Below are 18,560 nucleotides of genomic sequence, written 5' to 3'. Positions count from 1 at the left end.
GGCCCTGGTCAAGCGCTCGGGCGCATCTGACAGGTGAGCCCGATGGCGCTGCCGATCTGCAGCCAATGAGGCACCGTCCGCCATCATCGAGCGGGCCGTACGATCTGGTCGAGACGGATGCCGTGGCGTGCGTGTGCGGATGCCCATGCACGCCGCGCGGGCGAATTACGGTGACAGTGCACTTTTGCCATGGCGGCTTGGCCGCCTAGGCGGCGAAGGCCATGCCAACCCTTGAGGCCAAAGCAGCCCGAGCGAGTTTGCGCTTCTCTGCCGAAGTAGCAGCCGTCGTCCATCTATATCCAGATCGCTGACGCTCCGGTCCTAACCCGTCCCCCCTCCACCACCTACCCTGTGGATAGACCCCAAACACCGCCATCATTCCCGACATCCGCCAGCAAGAAGCCCTAGACTGAAGCCCTTGGGGAATCGGGTGGATGTCGAGCAAGCCGAGTCGTTGCGTCGTGTTGTTCACGCTGCTGGCTGTTGCCGGCTGCACCTCCGCGCCAGGCAAGGACTTCTTCACCGAGACCATCGACAGCCTGCACGCCAAGAACTCGCCCCTGCGGGCGGGCTATAGCGGGCCTGCCGCCGTCACTTCGGCGTCGAACGCGGCACAGCGGTTCAACGGCGCGCAATATCAGGGCACCGGCCAGTTCGTCTCGTCGGGCGCCCCGGTCACCAAAGTGACTGGCGATGGATCCGGCAAGTTCGAGCTCAATCTGGTCAATGCGCCGATCGCCGACGCGGCCAAGGCGGTGCTGGGGGATGCGCTGCACCTCAACTACATCGTCGACCCGCGCGTGCAGGGCACGGTGACGCTGCAGACCTCGCAGCCGGTGTCGCAGGATGCGCTGGTCGATATCCTGCAATCGGCGCTGGCGGTGAACGCCGCCGGCATCACCAGCCGCGGCGGCACCTACCAGATCGTGCCGCTGTCGGAGATCATGGCCAGCACGCCGCCGGTCAGCGTGCCGTCGACCTCGCCGTCCGGCCCCGGCGTCAAGGTGCAGGTGCTGCAGCTGCAATTCATCGCCGCCGACGAGATGAAGACCATTCTGGAACCGATCACCCGCCAGGGCTCGGTGCTGCGCGTCGATTCCACCCGCAACATCATCACCGTCGCCGGCAGCGACAGCGACCTCAATGCCATCCGGGAGGCGGTTTCGGTGTTCGATGTCGACTGGATGCGCGGCATGTCGGTGGCGCTGCATCCCTTGAAGACCTCCAAGCCGGAAGCGGTCGCCGCCGAACTCGATTCGATCTTCGGCACCAAGGACGGTCCGGGCGCCAAGCTCATCCAGTTCATCCCCAATGACAGGCTGAATTCGGTGCTGGTGATCACCTCGCGCCCGGCCTATCTGGCGCGCGCCGCGACCTGGATCAACAAGCTCGACAGGCTGGCCGAGACCAATGAAAGCCAGCTCTTCGTCTACCAGATCCAGAACCGGCCGGCCAAGGAACTGGCATCGGTGCTGAGTTCGGTTCTCGGCACCACGGTGAAGACAGAAGGCCAATCGGGCGGCTCGAACGTATCGCCCGACCAGACGCCGATCGCCATGCAGTCGGACGGCGTCACGCCGGCGCCGCTGACCGGGCCCTCGCCCTCGCTGCCCCAGCAGGACAACGAGGCGCCCGCCCATGCCACTGTCGTCGCCGATGTCGAGAACAATGCGCTGCTGATCCAGACCACGGCGCGCGACTACCAGCGCATCGAGCAGATCCTGACCAAGGTCGACGTGCTGCCGACGCAAGTCATGCTGGAAGCGGTGATCGCCGAGGTCACGCTCAACGACGACCTGAAATACGGCCTGCGCTGGTTCTTCGAGAATGGCGGCACCAAGGTCTCCGTGACCGACGTGGCCAAGGCCGCCGCGGCGGCCACCCTGCCCGGCTTCAACTGGAGCTATGCAACCGACAACATCCAGGTGACGCTCAGCGCACTTTCCAAGATCACCGACGTCAACGTCATTTCGGCGCCCACCATCATGGCGCTCAACAACCAGAAGGCGATCTTGCAGGTCGGCGACCAGGTGCCGATCCTGACCCAGCAGTCGCAGGACACCGGCAATGGCAGCGCGCCGATCATCAACTCGGTCCAGATGAAGGATACCGGCGTCATCCTGACGGTGACCCCGCGCATCAACAATGCCGGCAGGGTCATGCTCGACATCCAGCAGGAGGTCAGCAACGTCACCAAGACGGACAGTTCCGATATCGACTCGCCAACCATCCAGCAGCGCAAGATCCAGACGCGCGTGCTGGTCAATGACGGCGAGAGCCTGGCGCTGGGCGGCCTCATCCAGCAGAACAACAGTGTCGACCGCAGCCAGGTGCCGATCCTCGGCGACATCCCGATTTTCGGCAATGCTTTCAAGCAAAAGAACGACACCATCCGGCGGACCGAATTGATCATCTTCATCCGGCCGCATGTCGTGCGCGACATCAATGAAGCCCGCGAGGTGACCGACGAATTCCGCGGCAAGATCAGCCTGCAGACGCCGATCCAGAAACGGCGCGGCGGCACCAAGCTGCAGCAGGATCTGAAGAGGCTGGCATATTGACGATGGCTACGCACCCCTCTCTCGTGCTTGCCGCCACGGTCGCCCTGGCGGCCGTTCTCGCCGCCATTTCGATCACCGATTTCCGCCGGCAGATCATTCCGGACGGGCTCAACCTGGCGCTCGCCGGCATCGGCCTTTCTTATCAGCTGGCGGCGGACGCCGAGGGGGTGCCGGTGCAGATCCTCTTCGCCGCCGCGACTTTCGCGGCTGCCTGGCTGCTGCGGCGCGGCCATTTCCTGATGACCGGCCGGATCGGCCTCGGCCTCGGCGACGTCAAGATGCTGGCGGCCGCTTCGTGCTGGATCAGTCCGCTGCTGTTGCCGGTGCTGCTGTTCATCGCCAGCGCCAGCGCTTTGCTGTTCGTCGGCGGACAGGTGGTCGCGACAGGGCCGGCGGCAGCGCGGGCCCGCGTCGCCTTCGGTCCGTTCATCGCCATCGGCCTCGGCGCAAGCTGGGCGCTGGAGCAATTTGCAGGTCTAGACATGGGACTGCTCTGATGATGCGCTTTCTTCAACCCTCCGAAAACCTTCAATCCTCCGAAACAAAAGGCCGTGCTCGCGACGATCGCGAAAGCGGCTTCACCCTGGTCGAGCTTCTGGTCGTGCTGGCCATCATCGCGCTGATCGCCACGCTGGCGGCGCCACAGGTGCTGCGCTATCTCGGCGCGGCCAGGACCAATGCGGCCAAGGCGCAGATCCGCAACATCGAAAGCGCGCTCGAACTCTACTATGTCGACAATGCGAAATACCCGACCGACGAAGAGGGGCTCAACGCACTGGTCGCGCAGCCGGCCGGTGAAACGCGCTGGAACGGGCCCTATCTCAAGGGAAGCACCGGCCTTAAGGATCCATGGGGCAGGCCCTACTCATACGAAGTGAAGGCCGATGCCAATGGCGTGGTCATCCGCAGCCTCGGCAAGGACGGCAAGCCCGACGGCACCGGCGAGGATCAGGACGTCACCAACTGACGGCGGCCGGAGAGAGCGCGCTCAATTCGTGCGAGGGGGGCCGGCCAGATCGAGGCGGGCAAACCCTCGCGATGAATAGGCCGCGCCATCGCGTACCACCGAAAGGGTGAAGCGCACGGCGGCGGGCAGTCGCCGCGGCGCATTCCAGCCCGGCAGCCACGATGGCGGCGCCAGCGCGTTGTCGAGATATTCGAATTTCATGGCACTCACGCCGCCGATCAGCCGCACCGGTTCGCCGGGCACCGCTGCGCCGGGTTTGCCGCCGCGCCGCGTTTTCTGGACGATGGCCAGGGCGGGTCCCGTCTGGCCTCCGTCGCCAAGCGACACGGTAATCTCGCGCAATGCGGAGGATTTGAAACCGATCGCCTGAACGGCATTGAACTCGATCCGGGCAGCATCGCCGCCGAGATAGAGCACCTGGTCCGGCGACGATTTCGACAGGGGCAAAGGCTCGGCATGGCTTATCGCCGTTTCGAGGAACCGCGATGCGGCATCGGCCTCCATCTGGAACTCGGTTGCCTTTTCGATGCGCATCATCGTTCGGGCCTGGCCGAGAAAGACCACCATCAGCGATGTGATGACGCCGATCAGCGCCAACCCCACCAACACATCGATGAGCGCAAAACCCGCCACCGGTGCAGAGGGTTGCGGATGCGCATCGACGCCCAATGAAGCAGCACCCGCAAGATGACGGCGAACGGCGCGGGCCTTCGTCCGAGTGCGGGAGAGCGGCCAACTCATGGCGCGGCCGGGCCTTGCGCCGGCACAAAGGTCAGAAACGACCCGCTTGGAAACGCGCCGCCCGGCTTCTCGATGAGAACAGCGGTCACCTTCGCTTTCGCGACGTCTATCGTGCGGGTCTTCAGGGTCCAGCCGGGTTGCGCCGCGGTTTGTGCCCGGGCCTGGTAGTCGGCCAGCATCATGCGAACCGTTCTGGCGGCTTCGACCTGGCGCTTGGCCGCGGCAATGCTGCGGCTGGCCAGCACGATCGACTGGCTGGCGATGCCCAGCACGAGCGCCAGGATCGTCATGGCGACGATCATCTCCAGGATCGAGAATCCATCTTCGGATAACGGTTGGGGCAATGACCCGGTCACGGCAGGGTTCGCCATGTCGGAAGCCCTGTCAGCCAGTTGACCGCGATGCGCGCCGTCCGGCCTTTTTGCTGCAGCGTGATGTCCATGCCGGAAGCGCGGCCGTCGGGAAGGAAGGTCAGCACCGTCTGCCGGTCGGCGACGACAGTCTCGCGGCCGGTGATGACGGTCATTTTGACATCGTCCGGCAAGGCCAGGCTGTCTCGTTCGCCGAAACGGATGAAACGGCTACCCAGATCGACAAGGACCTGCTTCGGCCGGGCGGTGGCGATGGCCGATGTGCGCGACAGGCGCAGCCGCATGGTGATCTCGCCGGCCACCGTCTCCAGGCTCCTGGTGCGATAGTGGCTGACCAGCCCCGGTGCGGCGATGGCCGCGACAAGCGCCATGATGGCCAGCACCACCAGCATCTCGACCAGCGTGAACCCCGCCGTTGCGTCCGCCGGTGCGTCGGCTCCGGAAGCGGCGGTCATTGCAGCGCCAGATCGTTGATGCTGAGGATCGTCGTCATCACCGAAATGACCAGGCTGCCGACGAGAAAACCGAGCGAAATCGTCAGCGCCGGCGTCAACAGCTTCAGCACGGTGTCGATCCGCCGCGTCAGCGTCAGCTGAAGCATCCTGGCGGCGCGATCCAGCACCACGGGAAGCGCATTGGCCTCTTCGCCAAGGGAGACCAGCGACATTGTCGCGTGATCGAAAATCCCTGCCTTGACGATCGCGCCGTGCAGGCGGGCGCCATTGGCGACATTGTCTTCGATCGATGCAAAGCTTGCCGCCAGCGAACTCTGCCTGGAAACATTGGCGGCAAGGCCAAGCGCCTCGGTCATCGCCACGCCATTGCCGAGCAGCAGCGCAAGCGTTTCGAGATAGCGCGCGATCACGGCGTCCCTGACCAGCGCGCCGATCAGCGGGATCTTCAACAGCCAGCGCGAAAGCTGTCTTCTGGCGCCGGCGGAACGGGACAGCAGGAGATAACAAAGCAGGCCAAGCATCGCAGCCAGCGGGAAAATGAAGGGGTAGTCGCGGAACACCGTGCCGAAGGCGGAAAGCATGGTCATGGTGAACGGCTTGGGGGCCGATGAGCCCTCGAAGATCGGCTCCAGCGCCGGCACCAGGACCGTTGCCAGAATGACCAGCGCGCCGCTCATGACCAGGAGCAGGAAGGCCGGATAGGCGAGCGCCTCGATGATCGCGGCGCGGCGCTTGGCCGTCGCCTCGAACGTGTCCGCCAGCCGCTGGCAGATAAAGGCCATCTTGCCGCTGCGCTCGCCGCTGGCAAGCAAGGCGGCAACGTCCGGGGTGATGCCCGGCAGAGCGGCAAAGGCTTCGGCGATCGGCCGGCCGCCGGTCGTCAGGTCGAGCACCGATTGCAGTTGCTGGCGCCGCTGCCGGTTGGCTTCGCCGGAAATGACCGCGCCCAAGGCGCGGTCGACCGTGAAACCGGCGTTCAGCAACACCGCAAGCTCGGAAAACAGTCGGCTGAGGTCGACCCTGCGGGTCAGCGTCAGCGCGCTGCGCCCCGGCAGGCGAAGCTGCGGCCTTTCGCTGTTCACCGGCGCAAGATGGTAGGAGCGGCGGCCTTGCTGCGCCAATTTGCGGGCGGCGTCCTGTTTGGTCGACGCATCGAGAACGCCGGCCTCCGTCGAGCCGTCGGCCAGGTAGGCGCGATAGGCGAAGGCCGGCATCAGTCACCTCCCGCGAGATCGATGACACGGCGGACCTCGTCCATCGTGGTGACCTGCGATCGGGCAAGCGCGGTTGCATGGACCGACATCGGCACGAGGTCGTCCTCGGCGGCAATGCGGCCGATCTCCATTTCGCCGGCGCCCTGATCGATAAGCTCGGCAATGCGCGGTGACACCTGCAGCATTTCATAGGTCACCGTGCGCCCGCTGTAGCCGGAGCCGTTGCAGGTGCGGCAGGCCGGTCCGATCTGCTCCGCGCCCCGGCAGGTCGGGCAGATACGGCGCAACAGCCGCTGCGCGATGACGCCGCGGATCGTCGCGCCGAGCAGATAGCCGTCGATGCCCATGTCGCGCAGCCGCGTCAGCGCGCCTGCGGCACTGTTGGTGTGCAGTGTCGAGAACACGAGATGGCCGGTCAAGGCCGCCTGGACCGCGACCTGCGCCGTTTCGCGATCACGAATCTCCCCGAGCAGGATGATGTCGGGATCCTGGCGCAGGATCGAGCGCAAGGCAGCGGCGAAGTCGAGGTCGATCGCGGGATTGACCTGCAACTGGGTGATGCCGGCCATGCGGTACTCGACCGGATCCTCAACGGTGAAAATCTTGACGTCCGGCCGCGAACGCTCGGCCAGGATCGAATAGAGCGTCGTCGTCTTGCCGCTGCCGGTCGGCCCGGTGATCAGCACGATGCCATTGGCCGCTTGCGACATGTTGCGGATCTTGGCCTGCGCGGCACCATCGAAGCCAAGCTTCTCCAGCTTCAGTTCGACGCCGGCGCGATCGAGAATGCGCAGTACGATGGCCTCGCCGTGAATGGACGGAATGACCGAGACGCGCAGGTCGACGTCGCGGCCGCGCACGGCAATACGCATGCGCCCGTCCTGCGGCAGGCGCCGTTCGGCGATGTTGAGCCGCGACAGGATCTTGATGCGGGTGGAGATACCGGACAGCATCGCGATCGACGCGGTGTCGACGGTGGACAGCATGCCGTCATGCCTGAAGCGGATGCGGACATGGTCCTCGAGCGGCTCGATGTGGATGTCGGTGGCTCTCGCATCGACCGCCTTATGGATGGTCTCGGCGACGAAGCGCACGATCGGCGCCTCACGGGCAAAATCCTTCAAGCGCTCGAGGTCGTCAGGGCCGAAATCCAGGATTTCACCGTTGCTGCCGCCATTCGAAACGGCAGCCAGCGCTGATTGCTCGATGCGGTCGATGCATTCGGCGATCAGGCGCCTTGGCAAGATGCGCAGCGCCAGGGTCCGCTCATAGTGGAAGGCCAGTGCATCGATGGTGGCCGAAGAGAAAGGATCCGCCACGGCGACGACAAGCCGTTCGGCGTCCATCTGCAGCGGCAGGATGGCGTTTTCCCTGAGATAGGCCAGCGGCACGCTTGCCAGCATTTCGGGGCTGACCTGTTCGGGGATCTCGACCGGCATCGGTGCGTCGAGGTAGCGGCTGAGGCTGCTGGCAAGCTCCTGCTCGCCGATCAGCCCAAGTTCCGTCATCACCGTATCGAACGGATGTCCCGAAGTTCGCGATGCCCCCAAGGCGCGTTGGGCGGCATGCGCGGTCAGCACTTTCTCGCCCTCGAGAAAGGCGAGAAACGCCTCGATCCCCTTCGTCTGGACGGCAGCGTTCATGAGCTCCACCCCCGCAGGATCTGCGCCGCCTCATTGCCGAAAAGCACCTCGCAGCCGGCGATGCCGGCGACCGGCGGCAATGCGCCGGCTTCGGCGGCCGGGCTCCGGGAGACGCGCGAGAATGCCGCGCCTGTCGGAGATTTTTCGATGATGAACCCGGCCTCGCCCGCGATGCCGGAGCCGTCCCGCCTCACCACCACTTCGACCGTATAGGCGGACGCATCGGCCACCGCCTGAACGACCGAAGCACTGGAGCCACCGGCAAGGGTGGCGCGCAGACGGTCTGGCGCGCGGTCGGCGCTGATCGTGCCACGCTTCGAGTTGACCGTGAAAACGCCATTCAAGGTCCGCAGGGGTATCGACGACAGTGCCGAAAACTCCTGCAGTTCGGATACGGATTCGAACGGCGCCTGCTTGTCCTCGGGCGGCCCGACGGCGCTTCTCGACCGCGGCAGGTCGGCGAACAGCTTGGCGTTGTCGCGAAACCGGAGCGCGGCCTTGGCCAGTTCGGTCGACGCCCGCTGCTCGAAGCCGAGCGCCGCGAAGCCGAGCTCCAGCAGGCGGTCATCCGCGGCATTGAGATCGATCAGCCCGCCATGATCCTGGACGCGCACGGCGAAACTGAACCCTGCCGACCGGCATGATGCCGGCGTGGAATCCAGCGGAAACTGTTGCCGGCCGGAGGTGCCGGTCAACATGCTCGCGACCACATTGCCGAGGCCTTCGGCCAGCAGCGACAGGCGCTCCTGTTCGACCTCGCTGTTGGCGATCATCAACCGTGTTTTGGCCGTCACGGCAAAGGGGACGACGATCGCCGAGACGATCAGCATGAACACCAGCACGGCAACCAGCGAGAAGCCGCTGCGGGCGCTTTCATCCCGCGAGCTGGTGCCCGCCCTGTCATGGGGAGCGCGGTCGCTCATAGTTGCGGTTCGCTCGGGAGTGACGGCGGCGCATTCTTCCATGGCGGATAAAGCGGGATGCGCGCCAGCTTGCCATCCCGCTCCAGCACGGCCTGATCCTTGTCGATCGCCGACACCCTCCAGCCGTCAACAGTGTCGCCACTGCCATACCAGACCGCGGCTTTGCTGCCGGCGACGCGCAGCAGCGCCTTCGCGGCGCCGCCGTGAATGCTGATGCCCAGCAGCGATGGGGCGACGGCCGGTGGGGCTTCGGGTGGTGGTGGCGCCGGCGCCGGCTCGACCGGCGCAACGGCAACCTCCACCGGAGGCGGCGCGACCGGCGGGGGCACGAATTTCCGGCGTGTCGGCGTGAACAGCGGGCGCTGGAACGTCTCGCTGAAATCGCCGGCTTCGGGAAATTGCAGCGATCCCGCCACCGAGGTTGGGCCGCCATCGTGCCCCTTGCCGGAGGCCACAGGTGTGATGTCGACAGGCGTATCGTAGAGCGCGACATTGACCAAAGCGAGGGCCGCGATCACCGCCGCAATCGCCAGGCCGGTGAATTTCCCGGTCATGGCTTGACCCCGGCGGGTGCCATCTGCGTTTGCAAAGGCCCGTAAAACAGGATCTCGGCGAAAAGCTCGGGGTCGCCGGTCCGTCCCGCCGCCGGCCTGACATCGGTGGTGCGCAAAGTGGCTTCGCGGATGAACAGCACCGGCAGCGAGGTCTCGATGGCGAGAATGGCGTTGTGGATGCCTTCCAGCGGCCCCGAAAGGTTGGCCCGCAGCCCGATGAAATCGACGCCGGCTTCGCTGAGCACCGGTGCATTGCCGGCGGACAGCACGCTGACCCCATTGGCGGCGGCAATCGCGTTCAGCCGGGTCTGCAGCCCGCCGCGGATGATCGCCTCGCTGCCGCCGGTGAGAAATTCGGGATTGGCCGCGGCTTCCGGACTGGCGGCGCTGTCGAGGCGCTTTGCCAGGGCGGCCACGCTCTGCAGCTGGCCGAGAAGCTCGCGCTTTTCCTCGATCCCAGCCTGTGCGGAGGCGACGCTGTCGAACGCCGCGTACACCAGCCAGGCAAGCACACAGGCCGTGACCGCGGCGATCGCCAGCGCAATCAGGCGGCGGATCGTCGGCCTCGTGTTGAGGATGGCGGAGAGCATCGTCAGAGCGCCCCGATCTTGGCCGAAATGGTGAAGTGCTCGCCGTCCTGACCGGGAACCTTCACCACCGGCGAGGCGAATTCGGGCGCCGAAAACAGTGGCGAGGCGTCGATCGGCTGGATCAGCTCGGCGGCCGAGGTGGAAAAACCTGATATGGTCAGGTCGTCGCCCTTGGCCGAGAGATCGGTCAGCCAGGCCGTGTCGGGCAGCAGATGCGTCAGCTCGGCCCATACGCGCACCAGCGATGCCGTCGTCTTCTTTTCCAGGCGGATCTTTTCGATCCGCTCAATGCCGGCCTGGCGCTTCTGCAGCGAGGTGCGCGCCGCCTTGGCCAGCACCTGCGCATCGGCGATCTGCGTATCCAGTTCAGCCTCGGCCTGCCAGGCGCGCCAATGCGCATGCACGAAGGTCACCAGCACGGCCCCGGCCAGCACCGAAAGGGCCGCAATCCAGGCGGTCCTGGCACGCCGGTCACGCGCCGTCGGCGGCCAGATGGCGGCGAGGCTCAGCGGATCGCCGCGCAGCGTGCCGGCCGGGTGCGACAGCGACAGGCAGCGAACGCACCCGCCGGCGCGGCGGACCGCGTCCAGCACGGCGGCAAGCGTCTTGGCCTTGACGACGTGGTAGACGCTGTCCTGCGCCGCCGTCGTGGCGAAGACGACATGCACCTGCGCCGGGTCGATCGGCGTCGAAGCCATAAGGTCGAGTTCGGCCATGTCGCGTGCCTGCCGAACCGGCAACCGCCGCACCGCGAGATGGCGGGGCAGGAACAGGCCTGGCTGGATGCTGATATCGAAGCTCGGCCGCCTGCGCCGAGACCCGCCTTGGAGCAGTGCCAGTATCTCGTCGGAGGAAGCCGTCAGCGCCAGCGGGATCGACTGGAACTCCGGCGCCTTGGCCTCGCGCACACGAATGCCGTCATCCGCCAGGCTGACGATCCAGTCGGCGGCGGACGCTTGCTCTTTCCTGGGAACAACACGCATCCAGACCCCTCGCAGCTCATCGAGCCACCAGTCGAAAAAATCCAGAAATTGCGCGTTGAATGTCGCCACAATCAACCACCCGCCGCCCCGGCTGATTCTCAGCCGGGGTTTCAGGCCGAGACTACTACAGATGGTGGCGTGATGCGGATATTTGCGAAGGCGCAGGAGAGGGATTAGCCACAGCTTTTGTTGGAACGCCGGGGGATAGCGAGGGAGCTATGTGTCTTCCATCGGAAGGATGGGCCTACAATCCCGAACGACCCGAAGCCGGCAAGCCGCCGGCGTGAACCAGGGTCACTTTTCGCCCCGCCGAGCGCGCACCGCTTCCGGCCTGCCGGGCCACTCGGCTGGCTCTCAGCCATTCAGTCAGAGCGAGTCGTATACGGCTTCGATCAACATCTTGCGGCGCGGGTCCATGTCGTCAAAACCCAGCATGCGGTTGGTGACGTAGCCGAAACCGACGCCGGCACCGGGGTCGGCAAAGCCGATGGCGCCGCCCCAGCCGGTGTGGCCGAACGTTTGCGGCGACGCACGGCCGCCATAGACCGGATCTTCCATCTGATAGCCGGCGGCGAAGGCGGTGGGTGCGGCAAAGCTTTCGTCCGTGCCGCGAACACGCTGACGCGCCGCCGCTTCGATTGCCGCGCGGCCGATCAGTGGATGGCCCTCCCAGACGCCACCGGCTGCCATCATGCCGTAAATACGCGCCAGTGCGTGCGCCGTCGACTGGCCATTGCCGCCCGGCACCTCGGCGGCGCGCCAGACGCGGTCGTTGGGGGCCAATGCACGGGGCGCCGGATTGTCGGCTGCGTGGGGAAAGGGCGAGGCGCGGACAAAGTCGACCCAGTCCGAGGCACCGGGGCCTTCGATCATCTCGGCGACCCTGGAATCCTCACCGTCCGGCAGACCGACATGAAAATCGGCTCCGAGCGGGCCCGCGATCTCTTCGCCGATGAAGCGGCCGATGCTTCGTCCGTCGACGCGTCGCAGCACTTCGCCAGCAAGATTACCGTAGGTAAGCGCGTGATAGATGCAGCGGCTGCCGGGCTCCCAGAGCGGCGGCATGGCCGCAAGCGCGTCGACAAAGGGCGTCCAGGCGAACATACCCGCCTCGTCCATCGGCACGGCAAGACCATTCAACCCCGCCTGGTGCGACATCACCTGGTCGAGCGTGATGCGCTCCTTGCCGCCGGCCGCGAATTCCGACCAGTAACGGGCAATGGGTGCGGCATAGTCCAGCCGGCCGCGCTCCACCAACATTGCAATCGCCAGCGCCACGACGCCCTTGGTGCAGGACCAGACATTGATCAGCGTATCCTGCCGCCACGGGCGGGTTCGCGCGGCATCGGCATGACCGCCCCACAGGTCAACGACAGTCTTGCCGTGGACGACGACGGATACGCCACCGCCATGTTCCAGCCCCTCGACGAAACACTCGGCAAACGCCGCGCGCACGGCACCAAAGCGCGGATCGCAGATACCATCCATGTTCATGCGTGAATTCTCACCAGGTACTGATATGACGGGCATGCCGCCGTTGAGGCCATTCTGGCTTGGCGAGAACCCGCCAGTCCAGTGAATTGCCGGCTTCGGCCTACTGCTTCACCGAGGTGGAGGTGCCCCAGGTATCCGACAGCACGTAGCCTTGGGGATAGGGATCGGTCGGATCGAGATAGTAGCTGTGCTCGCCTGTAATCCAGGCCCGGCCGGTGATCTCCGGAACGATGGCCTTGCGCCCAGCAATTTCCGTCAGCTCGACGATCCTGCCGGTGAAGCGCGAGCCGATGATCGATTCGTGGATCAACACGTCGCCAACGCCCATCATGCCGCGCGCCTGCAGCACGGCCATGCGGGCCGACGTACCCGTTCCGGTCGGGCTGCGGTCGGAGCGGCCCGGCGAGACAATGCAGGTGTTGCGCGTGACATTGCCCGGCCCCTGGAACGGCATGGCGAACTGGACGATCGACACACCGCGCACATGGTCGAATTGCGGATGCACGACATCGAGCTGCCCGCGCGCGGCCCGCCTGATCTTCTCGCCGGCCACCGCCAGTTCGCGCGCCTCGTCGGGGGCGACCGAGAAGCCGAGCGCCTTGGCATCGACGATGGCGTAGAACATGCCGCCATAGGCGATGTCGACGATGAGCGTGCCCAGCCCCTCGACCTCGATGGCAGCGTCGAGACGTTCGGCAAAGGCGGGTGCGTTGCGCAACGTGATCGAGACGCATTTGCCGTCGCGGCATTGCGCGCGCACCTCGATGACGCCACCCGGCATGTCGAGCTTGAAGCGCGTCTCGGGCTCCTGCATCGGCACCATGCCGGTCTCGAGCAGCACCGTGGCGACGCAGATCGTGTTGGATCCGGACATCGGCGGATATTCTGTCGGCTCCATGATGATGGCGCCGGCGGCGCAATCCTCGCGCGTCGACGGAACGAGCAGGTTGACGTGGCGCGCGACGCTGCCGCGCGGCTCGCAGATCAGCATGCGCCTGATATGGTCATGATCGCGCTCCATCGTGATCATCTTGTCCATCATCGTGCGGCCAGCCGGCGGCAGGACACCGCCGATGATGACGTCGCCGACTTCACCTTCGGCATGACAGCCGACGACACGAATGCTGGTTTTGCTGCGCATTGCTGTTCCTGCGTTGGTCCCTGGCGGCCACGACTATTTTGCTTGGCAAGCCGTGCCGCTTCGGGACAAACTGATCAATCCGCGTGCAAGCCTCAAGGAGAATCCGAAATGACCTCTAATGTTTTTTCCGGCTGCATGCCGGCGTTGATGACCCCATGCACGCAGGACCGCCAGCCCGACTTCGACGCGCTGGTGCGCAAGGGACGAGAGCTGATCGCGGCCGGCATGTCGGCTGTGGTCTATTGCGGCTCGATGGGCGACTGGCCGCTCCTGACCGACGAGCAGCGCATGGAAGGCGTCGAGCGCCTGGCGAAGGCCGGCGTGCCGGTGATCGTCGGCACCGGCGCGGTCAACACCGCCAAGGCCGTGGCGCATGCGGCGCACGCCCAGAAGGTCGGCGCGCGGGGCCTGATGGTGATCCCGCGTGTCTTGTCGCGCGGGCCCTCGGTGACGGCGCAGCGCCATCACTTCAAGGCAATTCTTGCCGCCGCGCCCGACCTGCCGGCGGTCATCTACAACAGCCCCTATTACGGCTTTGCCACACGTGCGGACCTGTTCTTCGCGCTGCGCGCCGAACATCCGAACCTGGTCGGCTTCAAGGAGTTCGGCGGCCCGTCGGATCTGCGCTACGCGGCGGAAAACATCACCAGCCGCGACGATGAGGTCACGCTGATGATCGGCGTCGACACAGCGGTCTTCCACGGTTTCGTCAATTGCGGCGCGTCCGGCGCCATCACCGGCATCGGCAACGTCCTGCCAAAGGAAGTGCTGCACCTTGTGGGCTTGAGCCAGGCGGCAGCCAAGGGCGACGCCGAGGCCCGCCAGCGCGCGCTGGAACTGGACGCCGCGCTCGCCGTGCTGTCCTCCTTCGACGAAGGCCCAGACCTGGTGCTCTATTTCAAGCACATGATGGTGCTGAAGGGTAATCCCGAGTACCTGCTGCACTTCAACGACACGGATGCCCTGACCGACAGCCAGCGCGGCTATGCCGAAGCGCAGCTCAAACTGTTCGACAGCTGGTATGCCCAATGGTCGAGGCAACCCGGTGTGATTGCAAGGTCCGCAGCCTGAGCCTGGCAGATGCGACGGGCGGCCATGGTACGGCCGCCGGTTGCATCGCGGGGCTGAGCAGCCGCTGTCTGACTTAGTGCCTGACCATCCCGGCGTCGACATTCAGCGTCTGGCCGGTGATCCAGCGCGCATCGTCGGAGGCCAGGAACGAAACCACATCGGCGATATGTTCCGGCTGCCCCTTGCCCTTCATCGCCTGCAGCATTTCGACAAAGCCGAACGCCTCGTTGTGCGGGCTCGCCTTGACGCCATCGCTCTCGATCAGGCCGGGCGTCACCGCATTCGCGGTGATGTTGTATTTGCCGAGTTCGGTGGCCAGCGCCCGGGTGAAACCGATCACGCCGCCCTTGGCCGCGACATAGGCCGCCATGTTCGGTGTGCCGGCAAAGAAGGTGTTGGAGGCGATGCTGATCACCCGCCCGGCCTTGCCTGCCGCGCGCATCTGGTCCGTGCCGGCGCGGGTGACGATGAAGGTCCCCGTGAGATTGACGTCGATGATCTTGCGCCAATGGTCGAGATCGACGTCGTCCCAGGCGACGAACGGCACGATACTGGCATTGTTGACCAGGATATCGATCCCTCCGGTCAGAGCCTGGATTTCGGCGAAGAGTGCCTTGACCGAGGCCGGATCGGAAATGTCGGAGGCGATCGCCCTCGCCTTCCCGCCGATCGACGCGGCGGATGCCTTGGCGCCTTCGGCGTTGATGTCGCTGAGGATGACGGTTGCCCCGTCGGCGGCAAGCCGCGCGGCGATCGCCTTGCCGATACCCTGTGCGGCGCCGGTAACCAGGGCCGTCTTTCCCGCAAGCCGTTCAGTCATGAAAATGCTCCCTCAATCCGTGATCTGGTGATGTCTGTTCAGCCGTCGGCGTCGACAACGGCCAGCGCCGCTTCGATGCCTTTTCCGATTGCGAGTTTCTGGCCGGCGGCATTCATGGCGCCGCCAAGTGCCGTCAGCGCCGCGATGGCATAGATCGGCTGGGCGGTCGGCCCCATATGGCCGATGCGCGTCAGCTTCCCCAATGTCTCGCCGCGGCCCGACGAAAACACCACGCCGTAGCGGGCGCGCGCGGCCTGGCGAAGCGCCTTCTCGTCGACACCGTCGGGGGTGCGAACGGCGGTAGTCGTTGGCGACGCGACGCTGTCGCTGGCGGCCCAGATCGCCAGGCCCATCGCGGTGACGCCCGCGCGCATGGCCCTGGCGGTGAGCGCGTGGCGCGCCCACACCGCCTCCGGTCCCTCATTGAGGTAGAGATCGAGCGCGACATCGAGCCCGTTGATCTCCGAGACCGACGGCGTGAACGGAAACGCCTTGTCCCTCGACCAGGCGTTTTCCCAATCGACGATGCTGAGCATCGATGCGCGCGGCGCCAGGGGATTGGCCTTCATCTTGGCCCAGGCCCGCTCGCTGACGCCCATCATGGTGAGGCCGGGAGGAGCGCCCAGGCATTTGTTGGGGCCGGTGACATAGATATCGGCCTTGCAGTCTTCTGGATGCGTCTTCATGCCGCCAAAGGACGAGACCGCGTCGACGATGAGATAACCGCCATGCGCCGAAACCAGCTCACCGATGGCGTCGATCGGATTGATGGTGCCGGACGGGGTGTCGTGATGACAGACCGAGACGATGGTGATTTCCGGATGCGCCTTGAGCATGCCGGCGACCGCCTGCGGGTCGATCGCCTCATTGTAGGGCACCTCGATCTCGAGCAGATGCGGCGAGTACCGTTTCGCCCAAAAGCCGAAGCCCTTGCCGTAGACGCCCGAGGCAAGGTTGAGCACGACGTCATCGGGCGCGATCAGTGACGCCGCCGCCGCCTCGAGGCCGAGCACCGGTTCGCCATGCAGGATGACCGGCTTGTTCGACAGCCGCATCGCCTTCTGCGCCTTGTCGACCACACGCTCGTAGAAGAGCTGGAACGCAGGATCGTAATCATAAAGCACCGTGCGGCCGAGGCCGCGCAGCACTTCTGGATAGGCGTTCACCGGCCCCGCGGTCAGGGTGATGACCGGATCGGCGTGTTCGGGATAGGGCATCATCTTGTCTCCGGATTGGCGGCGGTCAGCCGTAGAATTGCGTGCCGGTCCTGTAGGTCTTGAAGTTGTCCATGTCGTGCGAGTACATCAGCTCGGCGCCATGGTCCTCGGCGAGCTTCTTCACCTTGCGCATCGAATTGACTCCCGCCACCGGGTCGATGTGGAAGGCCGCCTGGCACAGCGTCTCCAGGCTCTTCTGGGTGTAGGCGGCGTCGATGGTGAATAGGATCGGCTTGCGCTTGGGGAACTCGACCAGCAGACTGTAGTGGCCGATCGAATGGCCTGGTGTCGAGATCAGCTTGACGCCCTTGGCGAGATCGACGTCGCCGTCGATGCCCTCGAAGGTCGAGTTGGCGCGCGTCGTGCCTTCCAGCAGCTGCGCGGTCGCGCCACGCGCTTCGGCGGCCTCCGCCGAGAAGCTCAGGTCGGAATAGCCAAGATGTTCGAAAGGCTGCGGATTGCACGCCTGCGGCACTTCCGAGCGATGGCAGATCTTCTTGGCATGCGGAAAATACTTGTTGCCGCCGCAATGGTCGAAATGGAAATGCGAGTTGACGACGACGTCGATGTCCTTGGGTTCGAGCCCGAGCAGCGCAAGCGCGCCAGGAATGGTCTGGTGCTTTTCCTGGATCGGCTTCTCGAAGGGCAGCACCTTCATGACGTGATCGTAGTCGTAGCCGGTGTCGATGAGGAACCGGCCCTCGGCATGCTCAATCAGGATCGAATAGACGGGGAAGCGCACTTCGCCGCCCGGGCCGCGATTCCAGAACACGTGATAGCCGTCGAGAACGAGCGAGCCGCCGTCGAGCAGGTAGACCTTGGTATCCGACATTCTTGCCTCCTGTTTGGCGCGGGTCCCTTCCGCGCATCTGATTGTGGTCAGCGCGCGCCGCGCTCGTATGGAATGCCTAGTGCCGCCGGAAGGCTGGCACGCCGGCCGAACAGCACCAGCATGATCATCACCGCCAGGAACGGCAGCATCTGGATGACGTCGGTCGGTATGTTGATGCCGGCCACCTGCATGGCCGTCGTCAGCGACAGGCAGACGCCGAACAGCAGGGCGCCGAAAAGCACCCAGACCGGGCGGCCGCGCGCCAGCATGGCCAGCACGATGCCGAGAAAGCCGGCGCCATTGGTGATGAACGGAATGAACAGGCCGGCCCCGACATTGGCGAGAAAGGCGCCGCCGAGCCCGGCCAGCGCGCCGGTCGTCAGCACCGCGATCGTCCGAGTCCTGATGACGTCGATACCGGCAACGTCGAGTGCTGCCGGCTTGTCGCCGGCCGCCTGCAGATTGAGGCCGAGCTGCGTGCGCCGATAGAGGTAGCCCATGCCGAACACCAGCGCGACCGCCAGATAGACGATCAGATGGTGTTTGAAGAAGGCCGGCCCGACGACAGGAATATCCGACAACAGCGGAATGACGGTAGCGTCCGCCGCCGGCAGGCGGGGATAGCTGCGCGAGAATTGGAAATGATGAAGCAGTGCCGTCAGGCCTTCTAGACCGAGCGTCAGCGCGATGCCGATGACGATCTGGTTCAGCCCGATGCGCACGCACAGCAGCGCCATGATCAGCGCCACCGCGACGCCGCCGGCGGCACCTGTAAGGAAGCCCAGCCACAACGACCCGGAATAGAAGGCGCCGACGAAGCCGAGATAGGCGCCGGCCAGCATCATGCCTTCGATACCGATGTTGAGCACGCCGGCTTTTTCCGACATCTGCTCGCCGAGGCCGGCCAGCAGCAGCGGGATGGCGGCGGTGACGGCGCCGAACAGCAGCGCACTGAGAAAGACTTCGCTGAAGAGCCCGGTCAT

At 65.4% G+C, this 18,560-nt stretch carries 19 protein-coding genes; 4 read left to right on the top strand and 15 right to left on the bottom strand.

Going from position 1 to position 18,560, the window contains the following annotated elements; translation table 11 throughout:
- Positions 1-434: 434 nt before the first annotated feature.
- Genes gspD through gspG form a run of 3 tightly spaced genes read left to right on the top strand, consistent with a single transcriptional unit; the run spans position 435 to position 3,528 of the window.
- Entirely contained in the window at positions 435-2,561 is a 2,127-nt protein-coding gene (gene gspD, locus CK226_RS32895) for a type II secretion system secretin GspD (protein WP_095794030.1), read from the top strand.
- A gap of 2 nt (positions 2,562-2,563) precedes the next feature.
- Positions 2,564-3,058: an A24 family peptidase gene (locus CK226_RS32890; protein ID WP_095771384.1), complete on the top strand. Its 495-nt coding sequence runs from the start codon at positions 2,564-2,566 to the stop codon at positions 3,056-3,058.
- Entirely contained in the window at positions 3,058-3,528 is a 471-nt protein-coding gene (gspG, locus tag CK226_RS32885) for a type II secretion system major pseudopilin GspG (protein ID WP_179301177.1), read from the top strand. Before CK226_RS32890 ends, gspG begins: the two co-directional genes overlap by 1 nt.
- 21 nt (positions 3,529-3,549) lie before the next feature.
- Here the strand turns inward: gspG and CK226_RS32880 are convergent, their stop codons facing one another.
- The 11 genes from CK226_RS32880 to CK226_RS32830 form a co-directional block, all read right to left on the bottom strand.
- The gene (locus CK226_RS32880) at positions 3,550-4,161 is read right to left on the bottom strand and encodes a general secretion pathway protein GspJ (RefSeq protein ID WP_095794029.1); all 612 of its coding nucleotides are present in this window, start codon (positions 4,159-4,161) and stop codon (positions 3,550-3,552) included.
- 104 nt (positions 4,162-4,265) lie between these two features.
- The gene (locus CK226_RS32875; RefSeq protein ID WP_179301176.1) at positions 4,266-4,640 is read right to left on the bottom strand and encodes a prepilin-type N-terminal cleavage/methylation domain-containing protein; all 375 of its coding nucleotides are present in this window, start codon (positions 4,638-4,640) and stop codon (positions 4,266-4,268) included.
- On the bottom strand, positions 4,622-5,095 hold the full coding sequence (locus tag CK226_RS32870; protein WP_095794028.1) for a GspH/FimT family pseudopilin: 474 nt from the start codon (positions 5,093-5,095) through the stop codon (positions 4,622-4,624). Before CK226_RS32870 ends, CK226_RS32875 begins: the two co-directional genes overlap by 19 nt.
- Complete coding sequence (locus CK226_RS32865) at positions 5,092-6,309, bottom strand: type II secretion system F family protein (RefSeq protein ID WP_095790578.1); 1,218 nt, start codon at positions 6,307-6,309, stop codon at positions 5,092-5,094. Before CK226_RS32865 ends, CK226_RS32870 begins: the two co-directional genes overlap by 4 nt.
- Positions 6,309-7,952 (bottom strand): GspE/PulE family protein, encoded by a 1,644-nt coding sequence (locus CK226_RS32860; protein ID WP_095794035.1) that lies wholly within the window; start codon positions 7,950-7,952, stop codon positions 6,309-6,311. Before CK226_RS32860 ends, CK226_RS32865 begins: the two co-directional genes overlap by 1 nt.
- Positions 7,949-8,875: a hypothetical protein gene (locus tag CK226_RS32855; RefSeq protein ID WP_095794027.1), complete on the bottom strand. Its 927-nt coding sequence runs from the start codon at positions 8,873-8,875 to the stop codon at positions 7,949-7,951. Before CK226_RS32855 ends, CK226_RS32860 begins: the two co-directional genes overlap by 4 nt.
- Positions 8,872-9,429, bottom strand: a complete 558-nt coding sequence (locus CK226_RS32850) for a hypothetical protein (RefSeq protein WP_095794026.1) — start codon at positions 9,427-9,429, stop codon at positions 8,872-8,874. Before CK226_RS32850 ends, CK226_RS32855 begins: the two co-directional genes overlap by 4 nt.
- Complete coding sequence (gspM, locus tag CK226_RS32845; protein ID WP_095794025.1) at positions 9,426-10,019, bottom strand: type II secretion system protein GspM; 594 nt, start codon at positions 10,017-10,019, stop codon at positions 9,426-9,428. Before gspM ends, CK226_RS32850 begins: the two co-directional genes overlap by 4 nt.
- A gap of 2 nt (positions 10,020-10,021) precedes the next feature.
- Positions 10,022-11,002: a PilN domain-containing protein gene (locus tag CK226_RS32840; protein ID WP_245437918.1), complete on the bottom strand. Its 981-nt coding sequence runs from the start codon at positions 11,000-11,002 to the stop codon at positions 10,022-10,024.
- Between the two features lie 366 nt (positions 11,003-11,368).
- The gene (locus CK226_RS32835; RefSeq protein ID WP_095794024.1) at positions 11,369-12,496 is read right to left on the bottom strand and encodes a serine hydrolase domain-containing protein; all 1,128 of its coding nucleotides are present in this window, start codon (positions 12,494-12,496) and stop codon (positions 11,369-11,371) included.
- Between the two features lie 100 nt (positions 12,497-12,596).
- Positions 12,597-13,637 carry a proline racemase family protein gene (locus CK226_RS32830; RefSeq protein ID WP_095771392.1) on the bottom strand — a complete coding sequence of 347 codons (1,041 nt, stop codon included), beginning with the start codon at positions 13,635-13,637 and terminating at the stop codon, positions 12,597-12,599.
- Between the two features lie 108 nt (positions 13,638-13,745).
- On the opposite strand from CK226_RS32830, the gene CK226_RS32825 reads away from it, so the two are divergent.
- Entirely contained in the window at positions 13,746-14,708 is a 963-nt protein-coding gene (locus tag CK226_RS32825) for a dihydrodipicolinate synthase family protein (protein WP_095771393.1), read from the top strand.
- 73 nt (positions 14,709-14,781) lie between these two features.
- Here the strand turns inward: CK226_RS32825 and CK226_RS32820 are convergent, their stop codons facing one another.
- From CK226_RS32820 to CK226_RS32805, 4 genes are read right to left on the bottom strand one after another with little or no spacing between them, the layout of a single operon-like run.
- Complete coding sequence (locus CK226_RS32820) at positions 14,782-15,528, bottom strand: SDR family NAD(P)-dependent oxidoreductase (RefSeq protein ID WP_095794023.1); 747 nt, start codon at positions 15,526-15,528, stop codon at positions 14,782-14,784.
- A gap of 38 nt (positions 15,529-15,566) precedes the next feature.
- Positions 15,567-16,745: an alanine--glyoxylate aminotransferase family protein gene (locus tag CK226_RS32815; protein ID WP_095794033.1), complete on the bottom strand. Its 1,179-nt coding sequence runs from the start codon at positions 16,743-16,745 to the stop codon at positions 15,567-15,569.
- Between the two features lie 25 nt (positions 16,746-16,770).
- The gene (locus CK226_RS32810; protein ID WP_095771395.1) at positions 16,771-17,577 is read right to left on the bottom strand and encodes a 4-pyridoxolactonase; all 807 of its coding nucleotides are present in this window, start codon (positions 17,575-17,577) and stop codon (positions 16,771-16,773) included.
- A gap of 47 nt (positions 17,578-17,624) precedes the next feature.
- Positions 17,625-18,560, bottom strand: coding sequence for an ABC transporter permease (locus CK226_RS32805; protein WP_095794022.1), 936 nt, complete (start codon positions 18,558-18,560; stop codon positions 17,625-17,627).

The organism is Mesorhizobium sp. WSM4311, from assembly GCF_002295115.1.
Lineage (GTDB): Bacteria > Pseudomonadota > Alphaproteobacteria > Rhizobiales > Rhizobiaceae > Mesorhizobium.
The sequence above is the reverse complement of the archived record's forward strand: the minus strand, read 5'-3'. Positions and strand labels throughout refer to the sequence as shown.

Bases quoted from the DNA above. Each gene is read 5' to 3' on its own strand.
- gspD (WP_095794030.1), top strand. From the start codon at position 435: ATGTCGAGCAAGCCGAGTCGTTGCGTCGTGTTGTTCACGCTGCTGGCT.
- CK226_RS32890 (WP_095771384.1), top strand. From the start codon at position 2,564: ATGGCTACGCACCCCTCTCTCGTGCTTGCCGCCACGGTCGCCCTGGCG.
- gspG (WP_179301177.1), top strand. From the start codon at position 3,058: ATGATGCGCTTTCTTCAACCCTCCGAAAACCTTCAATCCTCCGAAACA.
- CK226_RS32875 (WP_179301176.1), bottom strand. From the start codon at position 4,640: ATGGCGAACCCTGCCGTGACCGGGTCATTGCCCCAACCGTTATCCGAA.
- CK226_RS32870 (WP_095794028.1), bottom strand. From the start codon at position 5,095: ATGACCGCCGCTTCCGGAGCCGACGCACCGGCGGACGCAACGGCGGGG.
- CK226_RS32865 (WP_095790578.1), bottom strand. From the start codon at position 6,309: ATGCCGGCCTTCGCCTATCGCGCCTACCTGGCCGACGGCTCGACGGAG.
- CK226_RS32860 (WP_095794035.1), bottom strand. From the start codon at position 7,952: ATGAACGCTGCCGTCCAGACGAAGGGGATCGAGGCGTTTCTCGCCTTT.
- CK226_RS32855 (WP_095794027.1), bottom strand. From the start codon at position 8,875: ATGAGCGACCGCGCTCCCCATGACAGGGCGGGCACCAGCTCGCGGGAT.
- CK226_RS32850 (WP_095794026.1), bottom strand. From the start codon at position 9,429: ATGACCGGGAAATTCACCGGCCTGGCGATTGCGGCGGTGATCGCGGCC.
- gspM (WP_095794025.1), bottom strand. From the start codon at position 10,019: ATGCTCTCCGCCATCCTCAACACGAGGCCGACGATCCGCCGCCTGATT.
- CK226_RS32840 (WP_245437918.1), bottom strand. From the start codon at position 11,002: ATGCGTGTTGTTCCCAGGAAAGAGCAAGCGTCCGCCGCCGACTGGATC.
- CK226_RS32835 (WP_095794024.1), bottom strand. From the start codon at position 12,496: ATGAACATGGATGGTATCTGCGATCCGCGCTTTGGTGCCGTGCGCGCG.
- CK226_RS32830 (WP_095771392.1), bottom strand. From the start codon at position 13,637: ATGCGCAGCAAAACCAGCATTCGTGTCGTCGGCTGTCATGCCGAAGGT.
- CK226_RS32825 (WP_095771393.1), top strand. From the start codon at position 13,746: ATGACCTCTAATGTTTTTTCCGGCTGCATGCCGGCGTTGATGACCCCA.
- CK226_RS32820 (WP_095794023.1), bottom strand. From the start codon at position 15,528: ATGACTGAACGGCTTGCGGGAAAGACGGCCCTGGTTACCGGCGCCGCA.
- CK226_RS32815 (WP_095794033.1), bottom strand. From the start codon at position 16,745: ATGCCCTATCCCGAACACGCCGATCCGGTCATCACCCTGACCGCGGGG.
- CK226_RS32810 (WP_095771395.1), bottom strand. From the start codon at position 17,577: ATGTCGGATACCAAGGTCTACCTGCTCGACGGCGGCTCGCTCGTTCTC.
- CK226_RS32805 (WP_095794022.1), bottom strand. From the start codon at position 18,560: ATGACCGGGCTCTTCAGCGAAGTCTTTCTCAGTGCGCTGCTGTTCGGC.